This window comes from Pseudomonas syringae group sp. J248-6 (genome assembly GCF_032586995.1).
Lineage (GTDB): Bacteria > Pseudomonadota > Gammaproteobacteria > Pseudomonadales > Pseudomonadaceae > Aquipseudomonas > Aquipseudomonas amygdali.
In genome coordinates this window covers 59,679-84,746 of the sequence record NZ_JAWHOP010000002.1, presented here as the reverse complement: position 1 = coordinate 84,746, position 25,068 = coordinate 59,679, and the positions used below count along the sequence as shown (strand labels likewise).

The 25,068-nt window shown below is 59.9% G+C and carries 24 protein-coding genes; 8 read left to right on the top strand and 16 right to left on the bottom strand.

The genetic code is table 11. The annotated features are described in order from the left end of the window. Positions 1-41: 41 nt before the first annotated feature. Together RYC17_RS02440 and RYC17_RS02435 are read right to left on the bottom strand one after the other, a co-directional pair. Positions 42-251: a hypothetical protein gene (locus RYC17_RS02440; RefSeq protein ID WP_316902458.1), complete on the bottom strand. Its 210-nt coding sequence runs from the start codon at positions 249-251 to the stop codon at positions 42-44. 102 nt (positions 252-353) lie between these two features. Next, on the bottom strand, positions 354-1,385 hold the full coding sequence (locus RYC17_RS02435; RefSeq protein ID WP_058400202.1) for an Ldh family oxidoreductase: 1,032 nt from the start codon (positions 1,383-1,385) through the stop codon (positions 354-356). Positions 1,386-1,640: 255 nt separating this feature from the next. Here RYC17_RS02435 and RYC17_RS02430 point away from each other — a divergent pair, with 255 nt between their 5' ends. Then, positions 1,641-2,669, top strand: coding sequence for a FecR family protein (locus RYC17_RS02430; RefSeq protein WP_005779809.1), 1,029 nt, complete (start codon positions 1,641-1,643; stop codon positions 2,667-2,669). A gap of 229 nt (positions 2,670-2,898) precedes the next feature. Next, positions 2,899-3,291, top strand: coding sequence for a hypothetical protein (locus tag RYC17_RS02425; RefSeq protein WP_060403656.1), 393 nt, complete (start codon positions 2,899-2,901; stop codon positions 3,289-3,291). Between the two features lie 33 nt (positions 3,292-3,324). On the opposite strand, the gene RYC17_RS02420 is transcribed toward RYC17_RS02425, so the two are convergent. After that, entirely contained in the window at positions 3,325-3,513 is a 189-nt protein-coding gene (locus RYC17_RS02420) for a hypothetical protein (protein ID WP_003393013.1), read from the bottom strand. A 243-nt stretch (positions 3,514-3,756) separates the two neighbouring features. On the opposite strand from RYC17_RS02420, the gene RYC17_RS02415 reads away from it, so the two are divergent. Beyond that, positions 3,757-5,565, top strand: coding sequence for a monovalent cation:proton antiporter-2 (CPA2) family protein (locus RYC17_RS02415; RefSeq protein ID WP_230018305.1), 1,809 nt, complete (start codon positions 3,757-3,759; stop codon positions 5,563-5,565). Positions 5,566-5,607: 42 nt separating this feature from the next. Here RYC17_RS02415 and RYC17_RS02410 read toward each other — a convergent pair whose 3' ends face one another. From RYC17_RS02410 to moaB, 3 genes are all read right to left on the bottom strand, one after another. Then, complete coding sequence (locus RYC17_RS02410) at positions 5,608-6,534, bottom strand: glycosyltransferase family 2 protein (RefSeq protein ID WP_058400200.1); 927 nt, start codon at positions 6,532-6,534, stop codon at positions 5,608-5,610. 87 nt (positions 6,535-6,621) lie between these two features. Then, complete coding sequence (glp, locus tag RYC17_RS02405) at positions 6,622-7,833, bottom strand: gephyrin-like molybdotransferase Glp (RefSeq protein WP_058407618.1); 1,212 nt, start codon at positions 7,831-7,833, stop codon at positions 6,622-6,624. A 6-nt stretch (positions 7,834-7,839) separates the two neighbouring features. After that, a complete protein-coding gene (gene moaB / locus RYC17_RS02400; protein WP_002553131.1) occupies positions 7,840-8,379 on the bottom strand; it encodes a molybdenum cofactor biosynthesis protein B in 540 nt (179 codons plus the stop codon). A 75-nt stretch (positions 8,380-8,454) separates the two neighbouring features. Here moaB and mobA point away from each other — a divergent pair, with 75 nt between their 5' ends. Together mobA and RYC17_RS02390 are read left to right on the top strand one after the other, a co-directional pair. Next, positions 8,455-9,054: a molybdenum cofactor guanylyltransferase MobA gene (gene mobA, locus RYC17_RS02395; RefSeq protein WP_316902453.1), complete on the top strand. Its 600-nt coding sequence runs from the start codon at positions 8,455-8,457 to the stop codon at positions 9,052-9,054. Between the two features lie 104 nt (positions 9,055-9,158). Next, positions 9,159-9,383, top strand: coding sequence for a YgdI/YgdR family lipoprotein (locus RYC17_RS02390; RefSeq protein WP_002553129.1), 225 nt, complete (start codon positions 9,159-9,161; stop codon positions 9,381-9,383). Between the two features lie 76 nt (positions 9,384-9,459). On the opposite strand, the gene RYC17_RS02385 is transcribed toward RYC17_RS02390, so the two are convergent. Further along, positions 9,460-10,350: a pseudouridine synthase gene (locus RYC17_RS02385; protein WP_230018301.1), complete on the bottom strand. Its 891-nt coding sequence runs from the start codon at positions 10,348-10,350 to the stop codon at positions 9,460-9,462. Positions 10,351-10,534: 184 nt separating this feature from the next. Here RYC17_RS02385 and RYC17_RS02380 point away from each other — a divergent pair, with 184 nt between their 5' ends. Continuing rightward, positions 10,535-11,389 carry a shikimate dehydrogenase gene (locus tag RYC17_RS02380; RefSeq protein WP_058400196.1) on the top strand — a complete coding sequence of 285 codons (855 nt, stop codon included), beginning with the start codon at positions 10,535-10,537 and terminating at the stop codon, positions 11,387-11,389. 3 nt (positions 11,390-11,392) lie between these two features. On the opposite strand, the gene RYC17_RS02375 is transcribed toward RYC17_RS02380, so the two are convergent. Beyond that, a complete protein-coding gene (locus tag RYC17_RS02375) occupies positions 11,393-12,064 on the bottom strand; it encodes a TetR/AcrR family transcriptional regulator (RefSeq protein WP_010212247.1) in 672 nt (223 codons plus the stop codon). A 107-nt stretch (positions 12,065-12,171) separates the two neighbouring features. Next, complete coding sequence (quiC, locus tag RYC17_RS02370) at positions 12,172-14,079, bottom strand: 3-dehydroshikimate dehydratase QuiC (RefSeq protein WP_058400195.1); 1,908 nt, start codon at positions 14,077-14,079, stop codon at positions 12,172-12,174. Between the two features lie 617 nt (positions 14,080-14,696). Here quiC and RYC17_RS02365 point away from each other — a divergent pair. Beyond that, positions 14,697-16,025: an MFS transporter gene (locus tag RYC17_RS02365; RefSeq protein WP_316887241.1), complete on the top strand. Its 1,329-nt coding sequence runs from the start codon at positions 14,697-14,699 to the stop codon at positions 16,023-16,025. Positions 16,026-16,804: 779 nt separating this feature from the next. Here the strand turns inward: RYC17_RS02365 and RYC17_RS02360 are convergent. Then, entirely contained in the window at positions 16,805-17,692 is an 888-nt protein-coding gene (locus RYC17_RS02360; RefSeq protein WP_002553127.1) for a DMT family transporter, read from the bottom strand. Between the two features lie 260 nt (positions 17,693-17,952). Between RYC17_RS02360 and RYC17_RS02355 the strand changes: the two genes are divergently transcribed. Further along, entirely contained in the window at positions 17,953-19,209 is a 1,257-nt protein-coding gene (locus RYC17_RS02355; RefSeq protein WP_316902447.1) for an OprD family porin, read from the top strand. Between the two features lie 244 nt (positions 19,210-19,453). Here the strand turns inward: RYC17_RS02355 and pcaC are convergent, their stop codons facing one another. From pcaC to pcaQ, 6 genes are all read right to left on the bottom strand, one after another. Continuing rightward, positions 19,454-19,852 (bottom strand): 4-carboxymuconolactone decarboxylase, encoded by a 399-nt coding sequence (pcaC, locus tag RYC17_RS02350; protein WP_054079414.1) that lies wholly within the window; start codon positions 19,850-19,852, stop codon positions 19,454-19,456. Beyond that, positions 19,849-21,210 carry a 3-carboxy-cis,cis-muconate cycloisomerase gene (locus RYC17_RS02345; RefSeq protein WP_316887244.1) on the bottom strand — a complete coding sequence of 454 codons (1,362 nt, stop codon included), beginning with the start codon at positions 21,208-21,210 and terminating at the stop codon, positions 19,849-19,851. The genes pcaC and RYC17_RS02345 overlap by 4 nt, the downstream gene beginning before the upstream one ends. A 24-nt stretch (positions 21,211-21,234) precedes the next feature. Further along, complete coding sequence (locus RYC17_RS02340) at positions 21,235-22,584, bottom strand: MFS transporter (protein WP_058408908.1); 1,350 nt, start codon at positions 22,582-22,584, stop codon at positions 21,235-21,237. Between the two features lie 87 nt (positions 22,585-22,671). After that, on the bottom strand, positions 22,672-23,274 hold the full coding sequence (gene pcaG / locus RYC17_RS02335) for a protocatechuate 3,4-dioxygenase subunit alpha (protein WP_003366941.1): 603 nt from the start codon (positions 23,272-23,274) through the stop codon (positions 22,672-22,674). Between the two features lie 11 nt (positions 23,275-23,285). Continuing rightward, positions 23,286-24,005 (bottom strand): protocatechuate 3,4-dioxygenase subunit beta, encoded by a 720-nt coding sequence (pcaH, locus tag RYC17_RS02330; RefSeq protein ID WP_003366939.1) that lies wholly within the window; start codon positions 24,003-24,005, stop codon positions 23,286-23,288. A 128-nt stretch (positions 24,006-24,133) separates the two neighbouring features. Then, a complete protein-coding gene (gene pcaQ, locus RYC17_RS02325) occupies positions 24,134-25,063 on the bottom strand; it encodes a pca operon transcription factor PcaQ (RefSeq protein ID WP_316902445.1) in 930 nt (309 codons plus the stop codon). Positions 25,064-25,068: the final 5 nt, after the last annotated feature.

Genomic DNA, 25,068 nt, shown 5'->3' with positions numbered 1-25,068 from the left:
CACAATCAACCCGAGACGCGTCATGACCGCTATCGGCCGCACTATTCCATCGCGCTTGCCTGACGGTATTCACCACTCGTGCGGGCTGCCGCAATGGCTATCGATACATCCTGCTCGTAGCCATTGAACTGCCGCAGACCCGCCGCCAGCCGGAGGAAATCCTCACGCTGCATTTCATCGACGGTAGAGAGAGTACGATGCTGCTGAGCAACAGGGCTTTGTACTGACGTTTGCACTGACTTAAGGGACATGACAGACCTCATTCGCTCTTTACTGTTCATGCATACAGTATTTAGAACCGAGCGCCGACACAAGACTGACTGCGACGAATGGTCAGCGAATTTGTAAGCGGCTCAACCGCCCGTCAGCCCCTGCAAGCGCTCCAGATCAGCCTCAGCGATGTCGATACCGTGCGCCATCGACCGCGCACGCTCGCTGTAGCGTCGGTCCCCCGGCAGGCGTTCCTGCCCTGCCCCGTGGAGCTGCCTTACCAGTTCCTCGCTACGCTGTGCAAAATGCTGACCGCTGCCTTTGTCCGGATCGATGACGATCAGCAACTGGCCGGTCCAGGGTGTCTGCGCGCCGGGATGCTTCGACCAGTCGAACTCGAAAGAGAAATTACCACCTGTCAGCCCTGCCGCCAGCAGCTCGACCATCATCGACAGTGCAGAACCCTTGTGACCGCCAAAGGGCAATAGTGCCCCGCCATCGAGAATGGCGCGGGGGTCTTCAGTGGGCCGGCCGTCGCGATCCACGCCCATACCCGCCGGCAGCAGTCGCCCTTCACGCGCTGCGATCTGAACGTCACCATGGGCAATGGCGCTGGTCGCCAGATCGAAAACAATAGGCCCGCTCCCGGCACGCGGTGCAGCGAAGGCAATGGGGTTGGTGCCGAACAAGGGCTGACGCGCACCATGTGGCACTACGCAGGTCATGCTGTTGACCATGCTCAGGGCGACCAGCCCTTCTTCGGCGAAAGGTTCGACATCCGGCCACAGCGCGGCAAAGTGATGAGAGTTGCGTATCGCCAGAATCGCAATCCCGGCACTGCGCGCCTTGTCGATCAGCAATGATCTGGCTGCCGCCAGCGCAGGCTGGGCAAAGCCGTTACCGGCGTCGACCCTGACAAACGCAGCACCGACATCCTCGATCAACGGCACTGCCTTGCCGTCCACCCAGCCGCTGCTCAGCGATGAGATGTAGCCAGGCATGCGAAAGATGCCATGACTGTGCGAGCCGTCGCGCTGGGCGCTGGCGCAGTTCTCGGCAAGCACATCGGCAACTTCCGGGGATGTGCCGTGTGCAAGGAAGATCCGCCGCAACAGATCTGTCAGTTGCTGATATGAAACGGTCCGGACCGGCTGATCGTTAGGGGTGGCGCGCATCTGAGGCTCCTGTTCATGTCATGGCAAGGTACCGGGAACAACCGCACGAAATACCAGCAACGAGAGTAGCGCTGCAGGCTCTGCAAAAACACTCCCTGCGCACTACGGTGTGCCCGATTGTCGCGGACAGGTTTCAATGAGAGCTGCTTGCATTCACAAGGAATTAAGCTGTGCGTTGACGGGTAATTCCTGCAAATGTTCTCTCTCCCTGATATCCAAGGGTAGAATGCGCCAACGGTATAGGCCGGAGCGCCCATGAGCGACCCTCTTTTCAGCAAGGCAGAACACGATGCGATCACCGATGCCGCTGCGCATTGGTGCATGCGCCTGCATGCCGAAGACTGCACGGCCGCAGAACGAAAAGCGTTCGAGCAATGGCTGAAGGCCCATCCTCTGCATGCGGTGGAGTATGAGGCGATGCGGGAAGTCTGGGACATTACCGGACAAATCGAACCGCTCAATCCGGCCCCTGCACTGCCGATTCAGGCTACCCAGAACAACCAGCCCGTACTTCGTCGCAAGCGCCGCCTGGCACCACTCGCGGCTGCCGCTGCGGTCATTGCCCTGGCTGTCCCGGTCACCGGCTATGTGGGCTGGAATCAGGGCTGGCTGCCTGACGCCTATGAGTCCTACAACGCCGATACCGCGACGCGTCTTGTGGTATTGGCAGATGGCAGCCGTGCCGAACTGAACCTCGGCACCGAGCTGACCTACGCCAACTACAAGGATCGACGCAGCGTTACGCTGAAAAAGGGTGAGGCGTTCTTTGAGGTCAGCCACGACAACACACACCCCTTTGTAGTCGATGCCGGCAAGGGCAGCATCAAGGTCACGGGCACACGCTTCAATGTGTGGATGTACCAGGATCAGGTACGTGTGACGCTGGTCGAGGGCTCGGTTCAGGTCAGCAGTGATCGCGCGCATCCGTCATCAAGCCATCATCTTGACCCTGGCATGCAGGCCAGCTACAAGGCAGGCGACGACGCGCCCCTGATCAGCCAGACCGACACAAAGGATTCGAGCCTGGCGTGGCGTAATGGCAAGCTGATCTTCAATGATCTGCCTCTCAGCCAGGCGCTGCCACTTATCAATCGCTACCTGCAAACGCCTATTCTGCTGGCGGATACCGCAACCGGTGCGATGCGCCTGGGCGGCAGTTTCAACACGCGCGACCTGTCCAGCTTGCTGGCCTCTCTGCCCAAGGTGCTGCCGGTTTATGTCACGCAGAACCAGAACGGCAACCCGGTGCTCAACCGCCGGATACCCGACGCGCCAAAAGGCTGAGCGCTCTCGCGTACCTGACTGACGCTGAGCGATTTTGTATCCGCCGATAGCCGGATCAACCGCCCCCTCGCGACTGCCCGATCTTCATCTACCCTGAAACGCACAACGCTGCGGCGACCCCGTGCGCGTTGGCGTTTTTATTTTTTTCCATTGATAACTGAGGTTTTGCTGCGCTCGTTCGTCTTAGTAACTGAGATTGTTTAAAAAAAGCCTGAAAAGGAGTTTGCGGATGTTCAATCGCCAAGGAATCACGACTCGCACCCTGCTGCGCCAAACAGCACTGGCTGCGCAGGCACAGTCGCCCGCTCTGGAGACAGAGCGGCCCGGAAACGAGCACATCCGACTGCTCCTGAAAAGCTTTGGTCTGCGTACCAGCCTGGTCAGGCTCAAGGTGCTTGATGCGCTTCTGGTATCGAGCGAAGAAGGCCAGCCATTGGGAGTACGGGGCGTGCACAGCCAGTTGCTCAGGCTTGATGTACCGCTGTCGTTTCTAAGTGTGCGCGAGGTGCTCAAGCGCCTGTGCGATGAAGGCGTGATTCACCTCAATGACGACAAGACCTACAGCCTGCACCCTCGTGCCCGGCAATGGCTGGGTGAAGCGGGCAAGGATGGCGCCCAGTGACGTGGGCATCGTCATCCTTGCCACTTGCCGCGCTTATCGCTTGACCTTGCGGCGCATGATTCCGTTGAGGATCACGACCAGTACGGCCACGCTGATTGCAATGTACTGAAAGGTTTTTTCGGTAATGGCACCGCTGTTTTGCAGGTGCGACAAGCCCAGCATGATCGCCAGAACGCCGAGGGCGATCAGAATCGAGTAAATCAAACGCTGCTTGTTGGTCATAACGGTTTCCTGAATGCTCATGAGCGGGCAGTTGGCACTGCCTGTTTGCGCGCATAGCTTACGCCGATGCGCGACGAATGGCATCGTCAGCCTGCCCTGTTCCCCTCCTTCGCACCCTTCACGCACGCTCTATCAACCGCGTTGATTATTGTCATGCCGCGATGAACGTTGCCGTGTAAAACTCCCATGCTTTAATACCGCCCTGCTCAAATAGTGTGTTCAATTATTACCAAGGAGTTTTACATGCCCCATGAAGGCAGCCTGTTGCAGGCCGCAGTAGTGTTTCTACTCGCCGCCGTGCTGACGGTACCACTGGCCAAGCGCCTGAAGCTGGGCGCGGTGATCGGCTATTTGTTCGCGGGAGTGATCATCGGCCCTTCGGTGCTGGGCTTGATAGGCGATACGGAGAGTGTCAGTCACATATCCGAGCTGGGCGTGGTCTTGCTGCTGTTCATCATTGGTCTGGAGCTGTCGCCAAAGCGTTTATGGGTCATGCGCAAATCGGTGTTCGGCGTCGGCATGGCGCAGGTGTTGCTGACGGGCCTGGTCATTGGCGGGATCGCGTTGTTTGCCTTCGGCCAGTCGCTGAACACTGCGGTTATTCTGGGTCTTGGCCTGGCGCTGTCATCCACGGCCTTCGGCTTGCAGAGTCTGGCCGAGCGCAAGCAGTTGAACAGCCCGCATGGCCGGATGGCGTTCGCTATCCTGCTGTTTCAGGACATTGCAGCAATTCCTTTGATTGCCATCGTGCCATTCCTCGCCGGGGCCGATCACGCAATGGACACCGGCGAAAGCATCAACCACGGCCTGCGAGTGCTGGGCAGCATTGCCATCGTGGTGATCGGCGGGCGCTATTTGCTGCGTCCGGTATTTCGCATCGTTGCCAAGACCAAAATCCAGGAAGTCTCGACCGCCACTGCCTTGCTGGTAGTGATTGGTACGGCGTGGCTGATGGAACTGGTGGGCGTGTCCATGGCGCTGGGCGCATTTCTCGCCGGTCTGCTATTGGCAGACTCCGAATACCGTCACGAACTGGAAGCACAGATCGAACCGTTCAAAGGGTTGTTGCTGGGGCTGTTCTTCATCAGTGTCGGCATGGGTGCCAACGTCGGCTTGCTGCTCAGCTCGCCCCTCGCGGTGCTGGGCCTGACGCTGCTGTTGATCGGAATCAAGCTGCCGATGCTGTTCCTGATCGGTCGTACCGCTGGCGGTCTCAATAACCGCAGCGCGCTGCAATTGGGCCTGGTGTTGGCCGCCGGTGGCGAATTTGCCTTCGTGGTGTTCAAGATCGGCAGCGCTCAAGGGCTGTTCGAGGCCGGGCTGTACGACATGCTGGTGCTGACCATCACCTTGTCGATGGCGATCACGCCGCTGTTGTTCATTGCTCTGGCGCGCTGGATCAAACCCAAGGCCAAGGCCGTCAACGTGCCGGACGAATACCGCGATATCCAGACTGACAAACCACGCGTGGTCATCGCAGGCATGGGCCGTATGGGGCAGATCGTAGCGCGGATCCTGCGGGCGCAGAAAATCCCTTTCATCGCTCTGGATACCGCCGTGGAATCGATCGAGTTTTCGCGCAGCTTCGGTAATGTGCCGGTGTTTTATGGCGACCCGCTGCGTCCGGAAATACTGCGTGCAGCCAAGGTTGATGAAGCGGAATACTTTGTCATTGCAACGGATGATCCGGACACCAACATCAAGACCGCCGAGTTGATCCGCAAGCTGTATCCACACATGAAGATCATTGCCCGCGCACGTAACCGCCAGCACGTTCACCGGTTGATGGACATTGGCGCTCATGCCGTACGTGAGACGTTCTATTCAAGCCTGGAGATGAGCCGTCAGACCTTGATGGGGCTGGGCCTGACCGAAGCACAGGCCGACGCGCGCATCAGTCGCTTCAAGCGCCACGACGAACAAGTGCTGGCCGCACAGCATGAAGTGTATGACGACGACGCCAAGGTTCTGCAGACCGCCCGTGAAGCCAGGGCCGACCTCGCACAACTGTTCGAGGCCGACCGTCTGGACGAAGAGGCTGCGAAACTCTGATGCGCTCGACGCCGGGCGCTCAGCGTCCGGCGCAGAGTTCGCTCAGGCGTAAGGGCTGTCCCAATAGCGCTTGTACATCCCGAGCTTTTTCTTAACGCCGCGGGGCAGGCGCTTTTCCTGCTTGCTGAGCTTGTAGGCCAGCAGCTTCAGCGCATTACGCACGAACGACATGGGCCACCAGAGAATTCGCCGGGGGCCGAGGAATTTAAGCTCGGACTTGACGTAACGCATGCCCTCGCCGCCGATGCCACCAAAGGTTTCGTAGATCCACGCTTCACGGGACTGGAACACACCGATATCGAAGTAACGGCAAAACTCCTCGCGCAGGCTGTAGTTGTGCGAATGACGGCATACGGCCGAACCTTCATAAGCTGCTTTCCAGCCAGCGATCAGCATTTTGGCAGTGACGTACATGTCTTCGGAAAGAATCACATGCCGGGGAAAGCCGCCGATCTCCCGCAACGCTTCACCGCGATAGGCCGCGAACGAGTTGGACATGAATGGCGTCTTGATGCCCAGCGTGCGGGCATCGGCCAGGGTTTTGATCTGCGACGTCGGAGGGTAATTGAACAACCGTGCATGCTGAGCCAGCAGATTGGCGTTCTTGTGCGGCAGTTGACGCCCGCAGACCGCGCCGACCTTGGGGTCGGCGAAAGGCAGCAGAATGTTGGCAATGGCATTGATATCTTCAACGTAGGCGTCCTGGGTCAGGTAGACATAGACGTCATAGTCGGGATGCAGATCGACCATCATCTGCCGGGTGCCGCCGTGGTTGAAGTCCTTGCTGTCGATGCGCAGCACATTGGCACAGCGGGCTTGCGCCAGCTCCAGCGTGCCATCCGAAGAACTGGAGTCGACGATCAGCGTATCGAAGTTCGCAGTCTGCGTAGCCAGTGAGTCCAGCAGACGTTCCAGATCCTTGCGTCCGTTGTAGGTCGGGATCACACAAGCCACTCTCAATGGCGCCATAACAATACTCCAGGGCGAAGTCCGGTTGCCCAACTTGTCAGCGATGTTGAGAGTAGCTCATGCGTGCCCGCCCAACCATTAATGCACTCAGCCCAGCACTTCACTCAACGGGATGAAGTTGACCCAGTCCCCTTCGGCCACCGTTGAGCCTTCACGCACTTCAATCAGGCCGTCAGCCCAGGCGGCGCTGCGCAATACCCCCGAGCTCTGGTTGCGATAGGCCACGGCCCTGCCCTGCTCCAGACGCCCGCGCAGGTACTCGCGACGATTGCCCGGACGCGTCCAGACAAAGCCTGCGGGCACCGGAAACTGCAACGGTGCTACGTCAATCACACCTTGGCGGCGCAGCAGGTAAGCGCGCGCCAGCAAAGCGAAGGTGACCAGCGTGGAGGCGGGATTGCCGGGCAGGCCAATCACCGGTACGCCACGAAAATGCCCGAAGGTCAGCGGTTTGCCGGGCTTGATGGCCAGCTTCCAGAGCGTCAGCTCGCCTTCTTCGCGCAATGCGTGACCCAGGAAATCCGCTTCGCCTACCGAGACGCCGCCCGTGGAGAGGATGAGGTCAACATCGTGCAGATTCGCCAGCGCAGCACGAGTCTTCGCCAGATCGTCCGGCAGGATGCCTGCATCCACCACCTCGCATTCGAGCCGCTTCAGCCAACTGCACAGCAACACCCGGTTGCTGTTGTAGATCTGCCCCGGCCCCAATGGCTGACCTGGTTCAATCAACTCGTCGCCGGTGGACAGCACCGCGACACGCACCCGCCGGATCACCTCAAGCTCGGCGAGGCCCAGCGAAGCAGCCAGACCCAATTCAATAGGACCAAGCCGCGTTCCGGCCGCCAGCACGGTATCACCGACGCGGGTTTCCTGCCCCTGAGGGCGAATGTTCTGCCCGACGCTCAGCGGCTCGCTGAAGCACACGCGCTGATCCGCCAGCACCTCGGCGTTTTCCTGCATCTCGACGCAATCGGCACCTTCAGGCATCGGCGCGCCGGTGAAGATTCGTGCACAGGTGCCAGGGGCCAGCGGCTCGGGTGCCTGACCGGCGAAGATGCGCTGGCTGACCGTCAACGGCTCGCCGCTCCAGTCCGCCGTGCGCAAGGCATAACCGTCCATGGCGCTGTTCGGCCAGGGCGGCAGATCCAGCGTGGAGACCAGATCTACCGCCAGCACGCGGCCTTCGGCATCGGCCAGCGGAACACGCTGGCGATCAGTGATCGGCGTGGCCTCGGCCATCGCCAGCAGCCGCGCGATAGCCTCTTCGACAGGCAGCAAGGTTTTCGGCTCGTTGTTCATCAGCACTCAACCACGAGTCGCACAGGGCTCGGCCTGCTTTAGGTGCGGCACGAAGTTGCAGGGCCGGAAGCGCGAATCCAGTTGCTGGGCGAGAATACCGTCCCACGCCGTGCGTACCGCATTGGTGGATCCCGGCAGGCAGCACACCAGGGTGCCATTGGACAGGCCCGCCAACGCACGGGACTGAATGGTCGAGGTGCCGATATCCGGCACCGAAATCTGCCGGAACAGCTCACCAAAGCCATCGACCTGCTTGTCGAGCAAACACGCCACGGCTTCAGGCGTGCTGTCGCGACCGGTAAAGCCGGTGCCGCCGGTGATCAGCACGACCTGCACCTGATCGTCGGCAATCCAGGTCGCTACCTGAGCGCGGATTTTGTACAGGTCATCCTTGAGCAGCACACGCTCGATCAGGCCATGACCGGCGTCGGTCAGGCGGTCGACGAACATCTGGCCCGAGGTATCGGTTTCACGGGTGCGGGTATCGCTGACGGTCAGCACGGCGATATTCAGGGGTACGAAAGGTGTGTCAGCCTTGGCTTTCATGGCCTCATCCAGTTGTTAAGGAAACAGGCCGGTGTTATATCACAGCACTCCTTTTGACTGCCCGCCGAGTGTTTGATGAATGTCCTTGCCGCACTGCCGCCCTGCTCTATCCTGCTGCTGGCCGGAGGTCGCGGGCAGCGCATGGGCGGGCGCGACAAGGGCCTGATCGAGTGGCAGGGCAAGGCGCTGATCGAGCATCTGCACCGGCTGACCCGGCCGCTGACCGACGACCTGATTATTTCCTGCAACCGCAACATCGAGCGCTATGCGCAGTACGCCGATCAACTGGTGCAGGACGATGATGCCGATTTCAACGGCCCTCTGGCCGGAATTCGCGCCGCCCTGCCACTCGCCCGGCATCCGTGGTTGCTGGTTTTGCCCTGCGATGTACCTTTGGTCGATGAACCGTTGCTGAAAGCGTTGCGCGAGAAGGCTGTTGAATGCCCGGAGCGACCAATAATGGTGCGTGAAGGCCAGCACTGGCAGCCGCTTTTATGTATGATCCCCATCGCTCACGCCGCAACGCTGGAAGCCGCATGGCAGGCCGGCGAACGCAGCCCGAGACGGGCCCTGGAACCGCTGCAACCAGTCGCCCTGCAACTGGAAGCCGGTGATTCACGCCTGGCCAACCTGAACACCCCCTGTCTATTGACCGGGATCAGCGAGAAACCGTAGCAAGTGGCTGGCTATTGAACTTGCTGACGGTGTATACGGAACTTTGCCGACGGTGTATCCGTCTGAGAGTTCAGTAAATCAAGAATCCATCTGGAGACACAGTAATGAAACAACGGACCCTTCCCGCTGCCTTCCTGCTTGCATTGAGCATTGCCTCCCTCGCCGGCTGCGCATCGCCCACTGTGATCACCTTGAACGATGGTCGTGAAATCCAGGCTGTCGACACGCCAAAGTACGATGAAGAATCGGGCTTCTACGAGTTCAAGCAACTCGACGGCAAGCAGACCCGCATCAACAAGGATCAGGTACGTACCGTCAAGGATCTGTGATCCGGGCGTCGCGTGACTGATTTGGAAAAACCCGCCGAGTGCGGGTTTTTTTTGGCCGTCAGCCCGGCTTTAGCGCTTACCAGTCGAGTTCAAGCAGGCTCTCGAACTGACGCTGTTCACCGCTGAGCGGGTCGATGAAGCGCAAGCCCTTGGCCAGCAGCTTCAGAGGGTTTTGATAATCGTCGACAGGGTCTTTTACCACGTCCGGGTAGAACGGATCGTTGCAGATCCCCGCGCCCAGCGCTGCCATGTGCACGCGTAGTTGATGTTTCTTGCCGGTCACCGGATAAAGCCCGTACCGCCACAATTGATCCTGCCGCTCGAGCACCTCGATCTGCGTCCGGGTATTGCTCGCCCCTGCTCCTTCCTGCATGCGAAAGAACGGTTCGCCTTCAACCAGACGGCTTTCGTGCAAACGTGGAAACTCCAGGCCCGGCAGCGCTGGCGCAATGGCTTGGTAGAACTTGTCGATCTGCCGGGTGGGAAACAGTGCCTGATAAGCCGAGCGCGTCTGTCGGTTGGCGGAAAACAGCACCAGCCCCGCGGTGTGCCGGTCGATACGGTGCAGCGGTACCAGATCGGGGTTGCCCAGGCGATGGATCAAACGGCGCAGCAACGTCTGCTCGACGTACTCGCCTGCGGGTGTCACGGGCAAAAAGTGCGGTTTGTCCGCCACCACCAGATGCTCGTCGGCGTACAGAATCGTTTCGAGCACCGGGATCGGCGTTTCATTGGGCACCTCACGGAAATAGTGAATGCGCAGGCCCTCGCGGTAAGCAAGGTCAGGCGCGATGGCCCTGCCGTTTTCGTCCAGTACCCGCCCACGGGCAATACGGTCCAGCCATTGTTCGCGGCTGATGGCGGTGAATTTCGCGCACAGGCAATCAAGCACTGTGGCCCACGCGCCCGGTGGCAGGTACAACGTGCTGGCTTGTTGCTGTGCGGCGCTGAAAACGGAATCGGGCATGTGCGGCGTGAACTCTGGCTGATCTGAAGCGGCTGGCCGTGGATTATCACTGATTAGTGCGATCACCGCACAACATCGCTGCGTAGTAATCGCCTGCCACCTGCGGCACTATTAACCATCTGGTACATTCCGCTCAACACCTGCTCTGGACCGGGCAGTGGCACAAAAACAAGAGACGTATTCTATGACCCATGCTGAAAAAACATCCGTTCTCGCCGGCCTGATCGGCTCGGGTATCCAGGCCTCGCGAACGCCCGCCATGCACGAGCACGAAGGCGATGCACAGAACCTGCGCTACTTGTATCGGCTGATTGATATCGACGCCCTGCAACTGGACATCAGCGCCCTGCCCCGGCTTATCGAAAGCGCGCAAAACTGCGGCTTCACCGGCCTGAACATCACCTTTCCGTGCAAGCAGGCAGTTATCCCCTTACTCGACGAGCTGTCCGCCGAAGCCCGCGGTATCGGCGCAGTGAATACCGTGGTGTTCAAGGACGGCAAGCGCATCGGTCACAACACTGACTGCCTGGGCTTTGCCGAAGGCTTCCAACGCGGCCTGGACAAGGCTCCACGTCAGCAGGTGGTGCAAATGGGCGCAGGTGGCGCAGGCGCTGCCGTGGCTCATGCGTTATTGAGCGCTGGCGTCGAATGCCTGACGGTATTCGAAGTCGAGCCGCAACGCGCACAAGGCCTGGTGGACAACCTCAACGCGCATTTCGGTGCCGGACGGGCGCAGGTGGGTGTCGATTTGCCTGCCGCGATGGCCAAAGCCGATGGCCTGGTCAATACCACGCCGGTCGGCATGACCAAACTGCCAGGTACGCCGTTGCCGGTCGAGTTGCTGCGCCCTGAGCTGTGGGTCGCGGAAATCATCTACTTCCCGCTGGAAACCGAACTGCTCAAGCATGCCCGTGCACTGGGCTGCCGCACGCTGGATGGCAGCACCATGGCGGTGTTTCAGGCGGTCAAGGCGTTCGAATTGTTCAGTGGCCAGTCAGCCGATGCAGAACGGATGATGGCGCACTTCCATACGCTGTAAACCTCAGCGCTTGAGATAACGCAGCACAGCGTCGCAAATCATCGCCTTGTGACGCTGTTTGACTTCCTCGCTCCACAGCTCGATCTGGAAAATTTCGCTGAAGGTATGGCGGTTGGAAATCCGGTAGAAGCAGAACGAACTGATCATCAGGTGCAGGTCCACCGGATGTACGCCATCGCGGAACAAGCCACTGGCCTCGCCGCGACGCAGGATGCCGTCGAGCGCCCTGATGATGTTCTGGCTTTTGGCCTGGATCGAATCGGACTGTTTGACGTTCTCGCCGTAATGTATGTTTTCGATGCACACGATGCGGACGAAATCGACGTTGCTGTCGTGGTGATCGAAGGTGAACTCCACCACGCGATGAATCGCCTCGACAGGCTCCAACTCACTCAGGTTCAGCTCGCTCTCGGTGTTGCGAATCGCACCGTAGAGTTTTTCCAGCACTTCGACATACAGCTGCTCCTTGCTGCCGAAGTAGTAATAGATCATCCGTTTCGAGGTTTTAGTGCGCTCGGCGATGGCATCGACGCGCGCGCCTGTAAGACCGTGGGCAACGAATTCGGCGACAGCAGCCTGAAGAATGTCTTCGCGGGTTTTTTCCGGATTGTTCTTGCGGCCCTTGGGCACGGTAGCGGCAGGTTCAACGGCAACGGCGGAGTCGATTTTTTTCATTGTTGGCTCATGACCACGGGTAATGCGCGAAGTATGAAGCTGACCGCAGGCAGAGGGAAGCTGCGAGGGATTCGAACCCTCGCAGCAGCTCTACTGTCGGTCTCGCCTTACAGCCGCGCCTGACGCGCTGCCACATTGCGCGCCTTGGCCATCGCCGCCAGACGCACCGGCACGTTGGCCGCGCCATAGCCCACGTAGCCATTCTTGCGTTGCAGGATCTCGAAGAAGAAGCGCCCGTCGAAGGCATCTGTGTAGACGTGGAACAGCTCGCCGCCCTGCGCATCGCGGTCATAAAGCACGTTGTAATACGCCAGTTCGCTGAGAAACTCTTCATCGAAATCGAAGCGGGCTGCCAGGTCGTCGTAGTAATTGAGCGGGATGTCCAGCAACGGCACCCCCGCTTCCTTGGCGCGGCTGACCTCGGCAAAGATGTCTTCACAGGAGAACGCAATGTGGTGCACCCCAGAGCCGCGATAGCTCGACAGCGCGTGGGAAATGGCCGTGTTGCGATTCTCGGAAATGTTCAGCGGCAGGCGCACGGTACTGCAACGGCTGCGCAGGGCACGACTTTTCACCAGACCATAGGGGTCGGGCAAGACCACTTCGTCATCGGCCTCGAAGTCCAGAATGCTTTTGTAGAACAGTACCCAGCTGTCCAGGCTGTCAGCGGGCAGCGCCATGGCCATGTGGTCGATACGCTGTAAACCACCCTTGGCAACCGCTTGCGGGTCGACGACAAAATCGCTGTCGTAAATCGATTCTCCGGGCGCAGCGTTATCAACCAGATAGATCAGGCTACCGTCGGGCGCGCGGACCGAAGGAATCTCCCGCTCATTGGGCCCGACCAGCCCGCGATACGGCTGGCCCTTGAAAGCCCGCGCACGCTCCAGCGACTGATGGCCGTCATCGACGCGCAAGGCAGTGGCGCACAACGACGGCCCGTGGGCCTCGAAAAAGCTGTGGGCAAAAGAATAGGGTTCGGCATTGAGCACAATCTTGATATCACCCTGCCCCAGCAGACTGACCGCCTTGGAGCGATGCTGACCCAGCTTGGCAAAGCCCAGCCGTTGCAGCCAGCCTGACAGGCGCGCGCCGTGGCTCTCGTCGACCGCAAATTCCAGAAACTCGACGCCGTTGTAAGCGCTGGCAGCGGGCGGGTTGAAGAGTATTTCAGGCGCAGCGGCTGGCTCGTCACGCGCCATCAACTGGCGGGTTTTTTCTTCCAGATAAAGCAGCGAACGCAAACCGTCCGCCGCATTGGCGCGAGTCGGGGCGGCACGGAAACCGTCGTTGAACACTTCCAGCGACAACGGACCGGTGTAGCCGCTGCGCAGAATCGGCGCGAGGAAACCGGCAAGATCAAACTCGCCCTGACCGGGGAAGCAGCGGAAATGGCGGCTCCACTCCAGCACATCCATGGCCAGAATCGGCGCGTCGGCCATTTGCACAAAGAAGATCTTGTCACCCGGAATTTGCGCAATCGCGCTCGGGTCGCCCTTGAGTGACAAGGTATGGAAGCTGTCGAGCAACACCCCAAGTGCCGGATGATCAACCTGACGCACCAGGTTCCAGACCTGCTGCCAAGTGTTCACATGCTTGCCCCAGGCCAGCGCCTCATAACCGACACGCAGGTTACGGGCTCCGGCACGCTCGGCCAGCAGGCTCAGGTCATCCAGCAGAATGTTCTCGTCGCCCACCGAATCGGCAGACGCATTGCTGCAGACCAGCACCAGATCGGTGCCCAGTTCCTGCATCAGATCAAATTTGCGTTCGGCACGGTCGACATTGCGCTGCAGGCGATCACGGCGGCAGCCTTCAAAATCCCGGAACGGCTGGAACAGGGTAATGGCGATGCCCAGATCGGCACATATCTGCCTGACGTTGCGTGGGCTACCGTCGTAATACAACAAGTCGTTTTCGAAAATCTCGACGCCGTCAAAGCCGGCTGCGGCGATGGCTTCGAGCTTTTCGGGCAGAGTACCGCTCAAGGATACGGTAGCAATTGAACGCTGCATGCTTTTCAGCTCCTGGATGAACGCGACCTGTTTCGGTCACGACTGGACAGCACCGCATTCCTGGCCTTTCCCGGCCTTATTCAGAGGTGCGAGTAAAGTATTTGCCTGTCAAAATACTACAGCAACATAAAGTGTACGAACCGGTTAGTTTTACGTTCGATTATCGAACAAAAGCCGTCTTACTCAATTGACGCTGTATCGCGCAATGCTCAACATCAGCATCACATTGCAGGGTAGACCCGCAGTCAAACGTTTTGATCTTTTGCTTCATCAGCAGCAACCCATAACAATTCAAAAAACAGGAACATTGCTCATGTGCACCCCTCTCGCTTTGCTCGCCCGCTCGCCCGTCCGTCTCCCCAGACGTCAGGTTCAACGAACTCGTCCGGCCAAAAGCCCGGCGCGGATCTGCGTCGCCTGAAACATTCCAACACACTTGCGCGGCCCAACCTGTAAATTGTCGGCCCGACGGATCGTCTCGATGACAGCCTGAGTCAACAGGCCAGTCGAATCACGGTTCTACGACTTCACTTTACCTGCACAACGCCTGCATCGAGTGGACTTCTCAGTCCGACTGTTGCCAGCAGCACAGTCCTGGAACGGATGGTTAGAACATCATGCTTAACACCCAGACCAACCCTGTCGCCCAGGCCGCCCGTGCCGGGATGGGCGAAAAGATCCGCGGCGCACTCGCCGTAGGCAAGACGCGCTGGGGCATGCTCGCCCTGGTGTTCTTCGCCACCACGCTGAACTACATCGACCGGGCGGCGCTTGGCGTCATGCAGCCCATCCTCGCCAAGGAAATGAGCTGGACGGCGATGGACTACGCCAACATCAACTTCTGGTTTCAGGTCGGTTACGCGGTCGGCTTCGTGCTGCAAGGCCGCTTCATCGACAAGGTCGGCGTGAAGCGCGCGTTCTTCCTCGCGGTGCTGCTGTGGAGCCTGGCAACCGGCGCCCACGGCCTAGCAACTTCCGCCGTGGGCTTCATGGTCTGCCGGTTCATTCTGGGCCTGACCGAGGCGGCCAACTACCCGGCCTGTGTAAAGACCACACGCCTGTGGTTCCCCGCAGGTGAACGTGCAGTGGCGACTGGTATTTTCAACGCTGGCACCAACGTCGGTGCAATGCTGACCCCGGCGCTGCTGCCGCTGATCCTTACCGTCTGGGGCTGGCAGGCTGCCTTTCTAGCGATGGGTTCGCTGGGGCTGATCTGGGTCATCATGTGGCGCTTGAAATATTACAACCCCGAAGAGCACCCGACCGTCAGCAAGACCGAGCTGGATTACATCAACCAGGAGGTCGAACCTGCGCCAGTCAAGGTGCCCTTCACCGGCATTCTGAAGATGCGCGGCACCTGGGCGTTCGCGCTGGCTTACGCCATCACTGCGCCGGTGTTCTGGTTTTACCTGTACTGGTTACCGCCGTTTCTCAATCAGCAATACAACCTGGGGATCAGCGTGACGCAGATGGGCATCCCGCTGATCCTGATCTGGCTGACCGCCGACTTCGGCAGTGTGGGTGGCGGCATTCTGTCCTCCTGGCTGATCGGGCGCGGCATGCGTGCGACCACTGCGCGTCTGCTGTCGATGCTGATCTTTGCCATCACGATCTGCAGCGTGGTATTCGCCGCCAACGCCAGCGGCCTGTGGGTGGCGGTACTGGCCATCTCGCTTGCGGTAGGTGCGCATCAGGCCTGGACCGCAAACATCTGGAGCCTGGTGATGGACTACACGCCCAAGCACATGATGAGTACCGTGTTCGGCTTCGGCGGCATGTGCGCGGCCATTGGCGGTATGTTCATGACCCAGATTGTCGGTGCCGTGTTGACCGCCACCAACAACAATTACAACGTGCTGTTCACCATGATCCCGGCGATGTACTTCATCGCGTTGATCTGGCTGTACTTCATGGCCCCGCGCAAGGTGCCGACGCTCAGCGAGTAATCGTCTGACACCGTCATAAAGGCCCGGCTCACTCAGTGACCGGGCCTTTTTGCTATTGTCCCCACGCTTTGCGCAGAGTGACGAAAAGTGCTCTCCCGGACGCCTCTCGTGGGTCTGCGACCTCAGGTGGATTGAGGTTCGACTCAGGTCACCTTTGTTATCCCAGACGCCGCTCGTTCCTCACGCTCCGCATGGGAATGCAGTTCGTGACGCTCCGCGTCACAAAGCGGTTCTGTGGTTTCAGGTGGATTGAGGTTCGACTCAGGTCACCTTTGTTATCCCGGACGCCGCTCGTTCCTCACGCTCCGCGTGGGAATGCAGTTCGTGACGCTCCGCGTCACAAAGCGGTTCTGTGGTTTCAGGTGGATTGGGGGTCGAATCAGGTCACCTTTTCGCCCCTCGGCGACCTACTTTGATGGGGCCAAAGTAGGCAAATCCCCTCGCTCCTGTTTCCGGCCCGACTTCGTCGGGTTCCTTCGCCCTGTCACTGATCCGGGGGTCGCCGCAACGGACCATCCATGGTCCGGTGCGGCTAGCCTGGCGTCCTGCCAGGCTACCCCCGGATCAGCGCCAGGACTCAGCCGTCACTAAGGTCGCACTCTGCGTCGTCAGTGCCACCGCGATAAAAAAGCGCTTTATCTATGCACAGTGATTGCGCGCAAGACACTACGTTGTGCTGCGGTACAGATATGACGCAGAGCGTCACGAACTGCATGCCAACGCGGAGCATTGGCACGATAGTCAGTCAGATTTGTGTATTCGTGCGAAGGAACAGCTCATCACCCACCCTTACGCCGCTGTTGCCAAGCCGCCGCCAGGCCGCTTAGGCAGATGATGGCGATGCCTGCCTGTGCGGTAGGTGATGGCATGTGGTCGAACACCACGAAACCCAGCAGCCCGGCAAACACGATCTGGCAATAGCTGAACGGTGCGAGCATTGCCGGGGCGGCGAAGCGGAAGGCCTGGGTCAGCAGCAAGTGGGCCGACATACCACATGCCCCCAGCGCCAGCAGAAACGGCAGATGTTTAAGCGCAGGCACTTCCCAGAAGAACGGCACCAGCGCGCTCATCAACAGGGTATTGAACAGCCCGGCAAAAAAGTTGCTGGTGGTCGGGCTGTCGAACGGGCTGACCAGCCGCGTCAGGAGTTGATACAGCGCAAAGCACAAGGCTGACGACAGCGGCAGCAGAATCGCCGGGGTAAACAGCTCGCCCCCCGGATGAATGATGATCATCACCCCGATAAACCCGACAACCACCGCAACCCATTGCCCGCGCGTCACACGCTCATGCAACAGCGGCACCGACAGTGCCGTGACCAGCAACGGAGCGAGAAAGTTGACCGCCGTCGCCTCTGCCTGCGGGATGAACATCAGGCTGCTGGTAAACAGCAGACTGGTGCCCAACAGCGCCAGCGCACGCAATGCCTGCAAGCCGGGACGCTTGGTACGCAGCACGCGCAACCCCGCCGATGGCATGAAGATGCAGGCCATGAGCAGCGTGTGCACCAGATAGCGCGCCCAGACCACCAGAATGATCGGATAGAAGCCGGACAGGTACTTGGAGAGTGTGTCGTGACTGGCGAACAGAAAAGTCGCCAGAAGAATGAAACCAATCCCTTTCAGTGGTTGGTTGACGCCGGACAAAGGCGTGCTGGCAGTGCTCATCGCGCTTCCTTGTTCAAGTTTCAGCAGCCGGACGCCGTGGCCGAAAACGCCAGAGCACGCCGCCTATGTTTACAGACCCGTATCTACAGACCAGTGAGCATCGCACACACGTTTGCAACGCCCTCCACAAAATGTTCGAACCGGTTCATTAACGTTCGATAATCGCCCGAAACAGTTATTTCACAATTGCACGGCACCTTCCGGCCTTTCACTATCGTAGCCAGCTACACGACTCAATAACTACAAAAAAGGTCTGTTCCATGCGCGCCAATTCCTCCTGCAAACTCCTTTGCGGTCTGTCTGCGGCCATTGCTGCAAACCTGACACCCATCAGCGGCAATGCTGCCGGGTTCGTCGAAGACGCCAAGGTCAATCTGAACCTACGCAACTTCTATATCAACCGCAACTTCGTCGACCCGGCCAATGCGCAGAACTACGCCGAGGAGTGGACGCAGAACTTCATCCTCGATGCCCGCTCCGGCTTCACCCAAGGCACCGTTGGCTTTGGTGTGGATGCGCTGGGCCTTTACTCGCTCAAGCTAGACGGCGGCAAGGGAACAGGCGGCACGCAATTGCTGCCGATCCACAGCGATGGACGCCCGGCCGACGACTTCGGACGACTGGCAGTGGCGGGCAAGGCGCGCTTCTCGAAGACCGAATTGAAGGTCGGCGAGTGGATGCCCGTGTTGCCGATCCTGCGCTCGGATGACGGCCGCTCGCTGCCGCAAACCTTTCAGGGCGGGCAGATCACCTCCAAGGAGATCGACGGCCTGACCCTGTACGGCGGCCAGTTCCGCAGCAACAGCCCGCGCAACGACGCCAGCATGGAAGACATGTCCTTGAACGGCCGCTCAGCGTTCACCTCAGACCGTTTCAACTTCGGCGGCGGCGAGTACGTTTTCAACGACAAACGCACTCAGGTCGGGGTCTGGTACGCCGAGCTTGAAGACATCTACCACCAGCAATATTTCAACCTGCTGCACAGCCAGCCGCTGGGCAGCTGGACGCTGGGTGCCAACCTTGGCTACTTCCAGGGCAAGGACGATGGCCAGTCGCTGGCCGGGGATCTGGACAACAAGACCTGGTCAGCGATGCTCTCGGCACGGCACGGCGGTAACACCTTTTACCTGGGTTTGCAGAAGGTCAGCGGCGACAGCGCCTGGATGCGCGTCAACGGCACCAGCGGCGGTACACTGGCCAACGACAGTTACAACTCCAGCTTCGACAACGCCAGGGAAAAATCCTGGCAGTTGCGCCATGACTACGACTTCGCAGCCCTGGGCGCACCCGGCCTGACCCTGATGAACCGCTACATCAGCGGCGACAATGTACACACCGGCGCTATCACCGACGGCGAAGAGTGGGCACGGGAAACCGAGCTGGCGTACGTGTTCCAGAGTGGCGCGTTCAAAAGCCTGTCGCTCAAATGGCGCAACTCGACCATGCGTCGTGACTACAACACCAACCAGTTCGACGAAAACCGCCTGATCGTCAGCTACCCGCTGTCGCTGCTCTAAAAACAAAGAACGCCGCCACGGTTGATCACTCATCGTTATACAGAAATTCAACTGACTATCGTGCCGACGCTCCGCGTCGGCATGCAGTTCTGGACGCTCTGCGTCCTCTTTGTGGCGCTACGCGCTGGTTCTGCGAGTCAGTGAGATTCAGGCCCGACTTCGTGATAAAACAGCGCTTTCATATGGGCAGTGAACGCGGGTAAGGCATGACATTTCGCTGCAGCGCTCCTTGTCATGCGACTTTTCAATCCTCCTTCAACGACTCCACCCCCATTTCATCCCATACCGCTTCAGCCAGGTGGAACGTCGCATTGGCGGCCGGAATGCCGCAGTAGATAGCGCTCTGCATCAGCACTTCCTTGATCTCTTCACGGGTCACGCCGTTGTTTTTTGCGGCCTTCAGGTGCAGGCGCAATTCGCCCTCGCGATTCATGCCGATCAACATCGCAATGGTAATCAGACTGCGGGTATGGCGTGGCAGCCCCGGACGGGTCCAGATATCACCCCAGGCGTGACGGGTAATCATCTCCTGGAATTCTTCATTGAACGGCGTCAGTTTGCTCAGGCTGTTATCGACATGCGTATCGCCCAGCACCGCACGGCGCACCTGCATGCCGGCTTGGTAACGTTCGTCTTCGGTCATCGGAAAATCCTTGTGTGTTCAGCCACGGCACGCTCGACCCATTGTCGGGCCTGGCCAAGGTAATGGGACGGATCAAGCAGACGATCCAGCTCGTCGGAAGAAAACTGCTCGCTGACTTGCGGGGTTTCGCCAAGCACCTGACGCAAAAGCGCGCCCTGCTCTACCGCACGACGGCAGCACTGCTCTACCAGATGGTGGGCAGCGTCGCGCCCGATACGCTGAGCCAGCGCAATGCTCACTGCCTCGGCGAGCACCAGCCCTTTGGTGGACTGCAGATTGATCGCCATGCGCTCGGCATCGACCTGCAGGCCGGGTAGCACCTGCAACGCCTGTTGCAGCGAACCGGAAACCAGGCAACACAGCTCCGGCAAAGTCTCCCACTCGGCATGCCACAGGCCCAGACTGCGTTCATGCTCCTGCGGCATGGCCGCGAACATGGTGGCGACCAGCCCCGGGGCGCGGGTGGCTGTACTGATCATGACGGCAGCGCCAACCGGGTTGCGCTTGTGTGGCATGGTCGAAGATCCGCCCTTGCCCGGGGCCGAAGGCTCGAAGACCTCGCCTACTTCGGTCTGCATCAGCAGGCTCACGTCGCGCCCCAGTTTGCCGAGGCTACCGGCGATCAGGCCCAGCAGACCGGCAAACTCTACCAGTCGGTCACGCTGGGTGTGCCAGGGCTGCTCGGGCAACGCCAGTTGCAATTCACCGGCCAGCGCTTCGGCCACCGAAAAGGCCTGATCGCCCAGCGCCGCGAGGCTGCCGGAAGCACCGCCGAACTGCAGGCACAGCAGGCGTGGTTTGATCTCGTTCAAGCGCTGTCGATGACGAGTGACCGCGCCCAGCCAGCCGGCGATTTTCATCCCCAGGGTGACCGGCGTGGCCTGTTGCAGCCAGGTGCGTCCAGCCAGCGGCGTGCCAGCATGACGCTGTGCCTGCTCAGCCATCGCATCGGCCAGTCGAGCAAGATCATGCTCAAGCAGTACGATGGCTCGACGCAGTTGCAGGATCAGACCGCTGTCCATCACATCCTGACTGGTCGCGCCCATGTGCACGTAGCGCTCGGCTTCAGCGCTGCGTGCGGCAATCTGTTTGCCCAGCGCCTTGACCAGCGGAATCGCCGAATTGCCGGCGCTGCCGATGGCCATTGCCAGCGCGTCGAAATCGAACAGCCGTGCGTCGCAGCTCAGCTCGATGTCAGCGACCACCTCGGGCGGGATCAGGCCTACTCGTGCCTGTGCCCGAGCCAGTGCAGCCTCGAAATCGAGCATTCCCTGCACCCGGCCTTCATCCGAAAAGATCTCGCGCATTTCGGGTTGCATGAAGTAGGCATCGAAAAGTTGATTGCTCGCTCTGTTCACATCACCACTCCAGATTGAAAGGTTTCAGGTAGCGTCCGAATGACTGACCCAGCCCTTGATCAGTACCGCTATCGCGGCCAGGGCGGCCGGGACCACCAGCGCCGTCAGCACTTGCTCGAAGCTCCAGCCAAGGCCCAGCAGGGTGGCACCGGCCCAGGCACCGAGAATGGCACCGAAGCGACCTATCCCGAGCATCCACGACACCCCCGTTGCACGCCCCTGAGTGGGGTAGAAACGCGCCGCCAGCGACGGCATTGCCGACTGCGCACCGTTGATGCACATCCCGGCCAGCAGCACCAGCGTGGCCAACAGGGCGACATTGCCCAGACTCTGCCCGACCAGCCAGGCGAACACCCCCGCCAGCGCATAGGCCAGACCAATGACCTTATGCGGGTTGTAACGATCCATTGCCCAGCCGACTCCCACTGCACTCAGTACCCCGCCGAATTGGAACAGCGCACCGATGAACGCCGATTGCTCCATGCTCGCGCCACTGTCGCGCATCAACGTCGGCAGCCAGCTGGTCAACAGGTAGACGATCACCAGGCCCATGAAATACGTCAGCCACAGCAACAGCGTGCCAGCGCTGTATGTACCGGAGAAAATCACTTTCAGCACGTTGCGGCTACTGACCGTTTTCTGTTCAGGAACGCTGAAATCGGTGATGCCAGCCAGCGCCTTCGGCGCAATCGGTGCCAGCACTTTGCGAATCCGCTCTGCACCGCGATTGCGTACCACCAGAAACCGCGCCGACTCCGGCAGCCAGACCATCAGCACCGCCGCCAGCAGGATGGGCAGGATACCGCCCAGCATCAACAGGCTGTGCCAGCCCATGCTGGGGATCAGCTTGGCTGAGACAAAACCGCCGCAGGCCATGCCCAGATTGAAACCGCAAAACATGCTCGTCACCAACAACGACTTGAGCCGTTCCGGGGTGTATTCCGACAGCAACGTGGTGGCATTGGGCATCGCGGCACCGAGCCCCAGCCCGGTGAGAAGGCGTAATACCAGCAGTTGATCAATGTTGCTGCTGTAGGCAGACGCCAGGCTGAACAGACCGAACAGGAATACCGCGACCACCAGCACCACCTTGCGGCCGAACCGGTCGGCCAGCGGGCCGGAACCCAGCGCACCGAACACCATGCCGATCAGCGCGGCACTCATCACCGGCCCCAGACTGGCCCGATCGATTCCCCAATCCTGGCTGAGCGCGGGTGCAATGAAGCCCATTGCGGCGGTATCAAGACCGTCGAGGAACACGATCAGAAAACACAGCGCAACCACTCGCCATTGATAGCCGGACAGCGGTTGCGCATTGATGAAGGCCTGAACGTCGAGCGTACTCGACGCAGGGCTGCTGGCGGAAAGCGTCATGAAGGTGTCCTTTTATTTTTATAGGGTCGCCTGCCGATGCAGGCGCCTTGAAACGCACGCACATTGATTTCTGAATCGACAAGCGATTCAGAAATCGAAAAACACTGTCTCGCCTTCACCCTGCACACGGATATCAAAACGATAGGCCGTCTGCCCCTCGTGCGTGCAACGGCGCGCCACCAGGGTTTCGCGACGCGGGGGCTGCTCGATCAGATTGAGCACCGGGTCCTGCGCATTCGCCTGGGCTTCGTCATCGAAATACAGCCGCGTCTGCAGATGAATATTGATACCGCGGGCAAACAGCGAAACATTGATGTGCGCCGCCATCGGCACCCCGGCCGCATTACGTGCCGAGCCTGGCTTGATGGTCTTGAGGATCCATTGGCCATCGTCCGCGGTAGCTGTGCGACCAAAGCCGTTGAACGGCCTGTCCGGGTCGAATTCGCTGTGATACGCGCCTTGATGGTCGGCCTGCCAGAATTCCAGATACGCATCGCGGATCAGATGACCGTTGCCGTCGAAGACGTTGCCCAGCAGCACGATATGCTCGCCCGGCGCCTCGGGCCTGGCCATCTCGTTCCAGATTTCCAGCTCGCGGGTCGGATTGCCGGCCACCTGTGGTGCAAGACCGATGTGGACGTAAGGGCCAGCGGTTTGCGAAGGGGTTTCCTGCAGCAATTGAACGGGCATGTCGGGCCTCCTCAGCAATTTTCGAAGTGAGTCTTGCGCTGGCCGCGCAACACGATATCAAAGCGGTACGCCAGGCAATCCATAGGGTTGCCCATGCCCAGGTCAAGCCTGGCAATCAGGCTCTGCACGGCGTCCGGATTGGCGATGGCCTTGACGATCGGGCAGATCGGAATCAGCGGATCGCCTTCGAAATACAGCTGGGTGATCAGGCGTGTGGCAATCGACGGGCCGCTGATCGACACATGAATGTGCGCCGGGCGCCAATCATTGGGACCGTTGCGCCACGGGTAAGGGCCTGGCTTGACGGTGCGGAAGCTGTAATTGCCTTCGCTGTCGGTCAGTGCTCGCCCTACGCCGCCAAAGTTGGGGTCGATGGGTGCCAGATAAGCATCGCGTTTGTGGCGATAACGCCCGCCGGCATTGGCCTGCCAGATCTCCACCAGGGTATGCGGAATAGGCTTGCCGTACTGATCACAGACCCGCCCGGCCAGCAGGATGCGCTCACCGATGGGCAGCCCGCCGTTGTTGAAATTGAGCAGCAGATCGTTGTCGTGCTGGCCAAACTTCAAATGCGAGAAATCCGGGCCGGTGGTCTCGGAAATGGACTGCGGGATACTGACCAGCGCCTGACGCGGCGAGCGCAGGATCGAGGTCTTGTAATCAGGGGTGAGAGCTTTTGGATGCCAGTTTCGGTCACGAATGACGAAGCGGCTGTTGTCCGCGGCAGACATGGCGTTCTCCTCGTTTTTCTTATGGGGCGCGCAGGCGTGGGTTACATGCGCTACAGGCTGCGGCGAAGTGTCGCGCGATCCATACTTACAGAGAATTGAAATAAAACCGGCCATCCATAACCAAATGGTTATGCATACTGCGCTTTGCGGTAGATCTCTCCGACGCCTCGTAGCTCATCCACACACCATTGCGCCGCGCGTGTCAGCGGCAAAGCCGGGTTGCTGCACAAACCGACCGAACCACCCGGCTCACGAATACCCATGTCCAGCTCCACCAGCGTGCCGCCTTTCAACTCCAGCGACACAGCATCCAGTGGCGCGATCCACACCGCATCGCTGCACTGCACATAGCGGCGGCTCAGGGTGAGCGAGAGTGTTTCAAGGCGCTGACGTGGCATGCGGATACCGCACTGTACGAACAGACTGTCGGCAAACTTGCGGATGGTGGTGCCCGCCAGCGGCAGCACCAGCGGGAATTGCTCCAGACTTTCAGGCTTGAGCGGCGCGGCCAGTAACGGGTGATCGTTGCGCACCACCAGCGTCATCGACTCGTTGTACAGATGCTCGAACGTCAGGCCCTGAATCTGCGGGCTGTCTGTCATGCGCCCGACCACCAGATCCAGTTCCCCTACCCTCAATTGCGACAGCAGATACGCGCTGGGCCCGGTCATCACGCTGACGATCAGCGCGGGGTGGCGCTCGTGCAGACGATGGACCACCTCCGGAACCAACAGGCTTTCAGCCGTGGACAGCACGCCCAGCCGGGCGGTGACAGTTTCGTGCTCCCCCGAGCGCAGGCTGCTGACACCTTCACGCAGGGCCTGGACGCTCGGCCCGGCGAAACGCATGAATGCCACGCCCGCTTCGGTCAGCGCCGCACCGCTCTTGCTGCGCACAAACAAGGTGGTGGCCAGCAGGGTTTCCAGTTCCTTGAGACTTTTTGACAGCGCAGGCTGACTGATCGCCAGAACGTCGGAGGCACGCGCCAGGCTGCCCTGCCGGGCCACTTCGAGAAAGCAGACCAGGTGGCGAAATTTGATGCGTGTATCGATATTCACTGCGC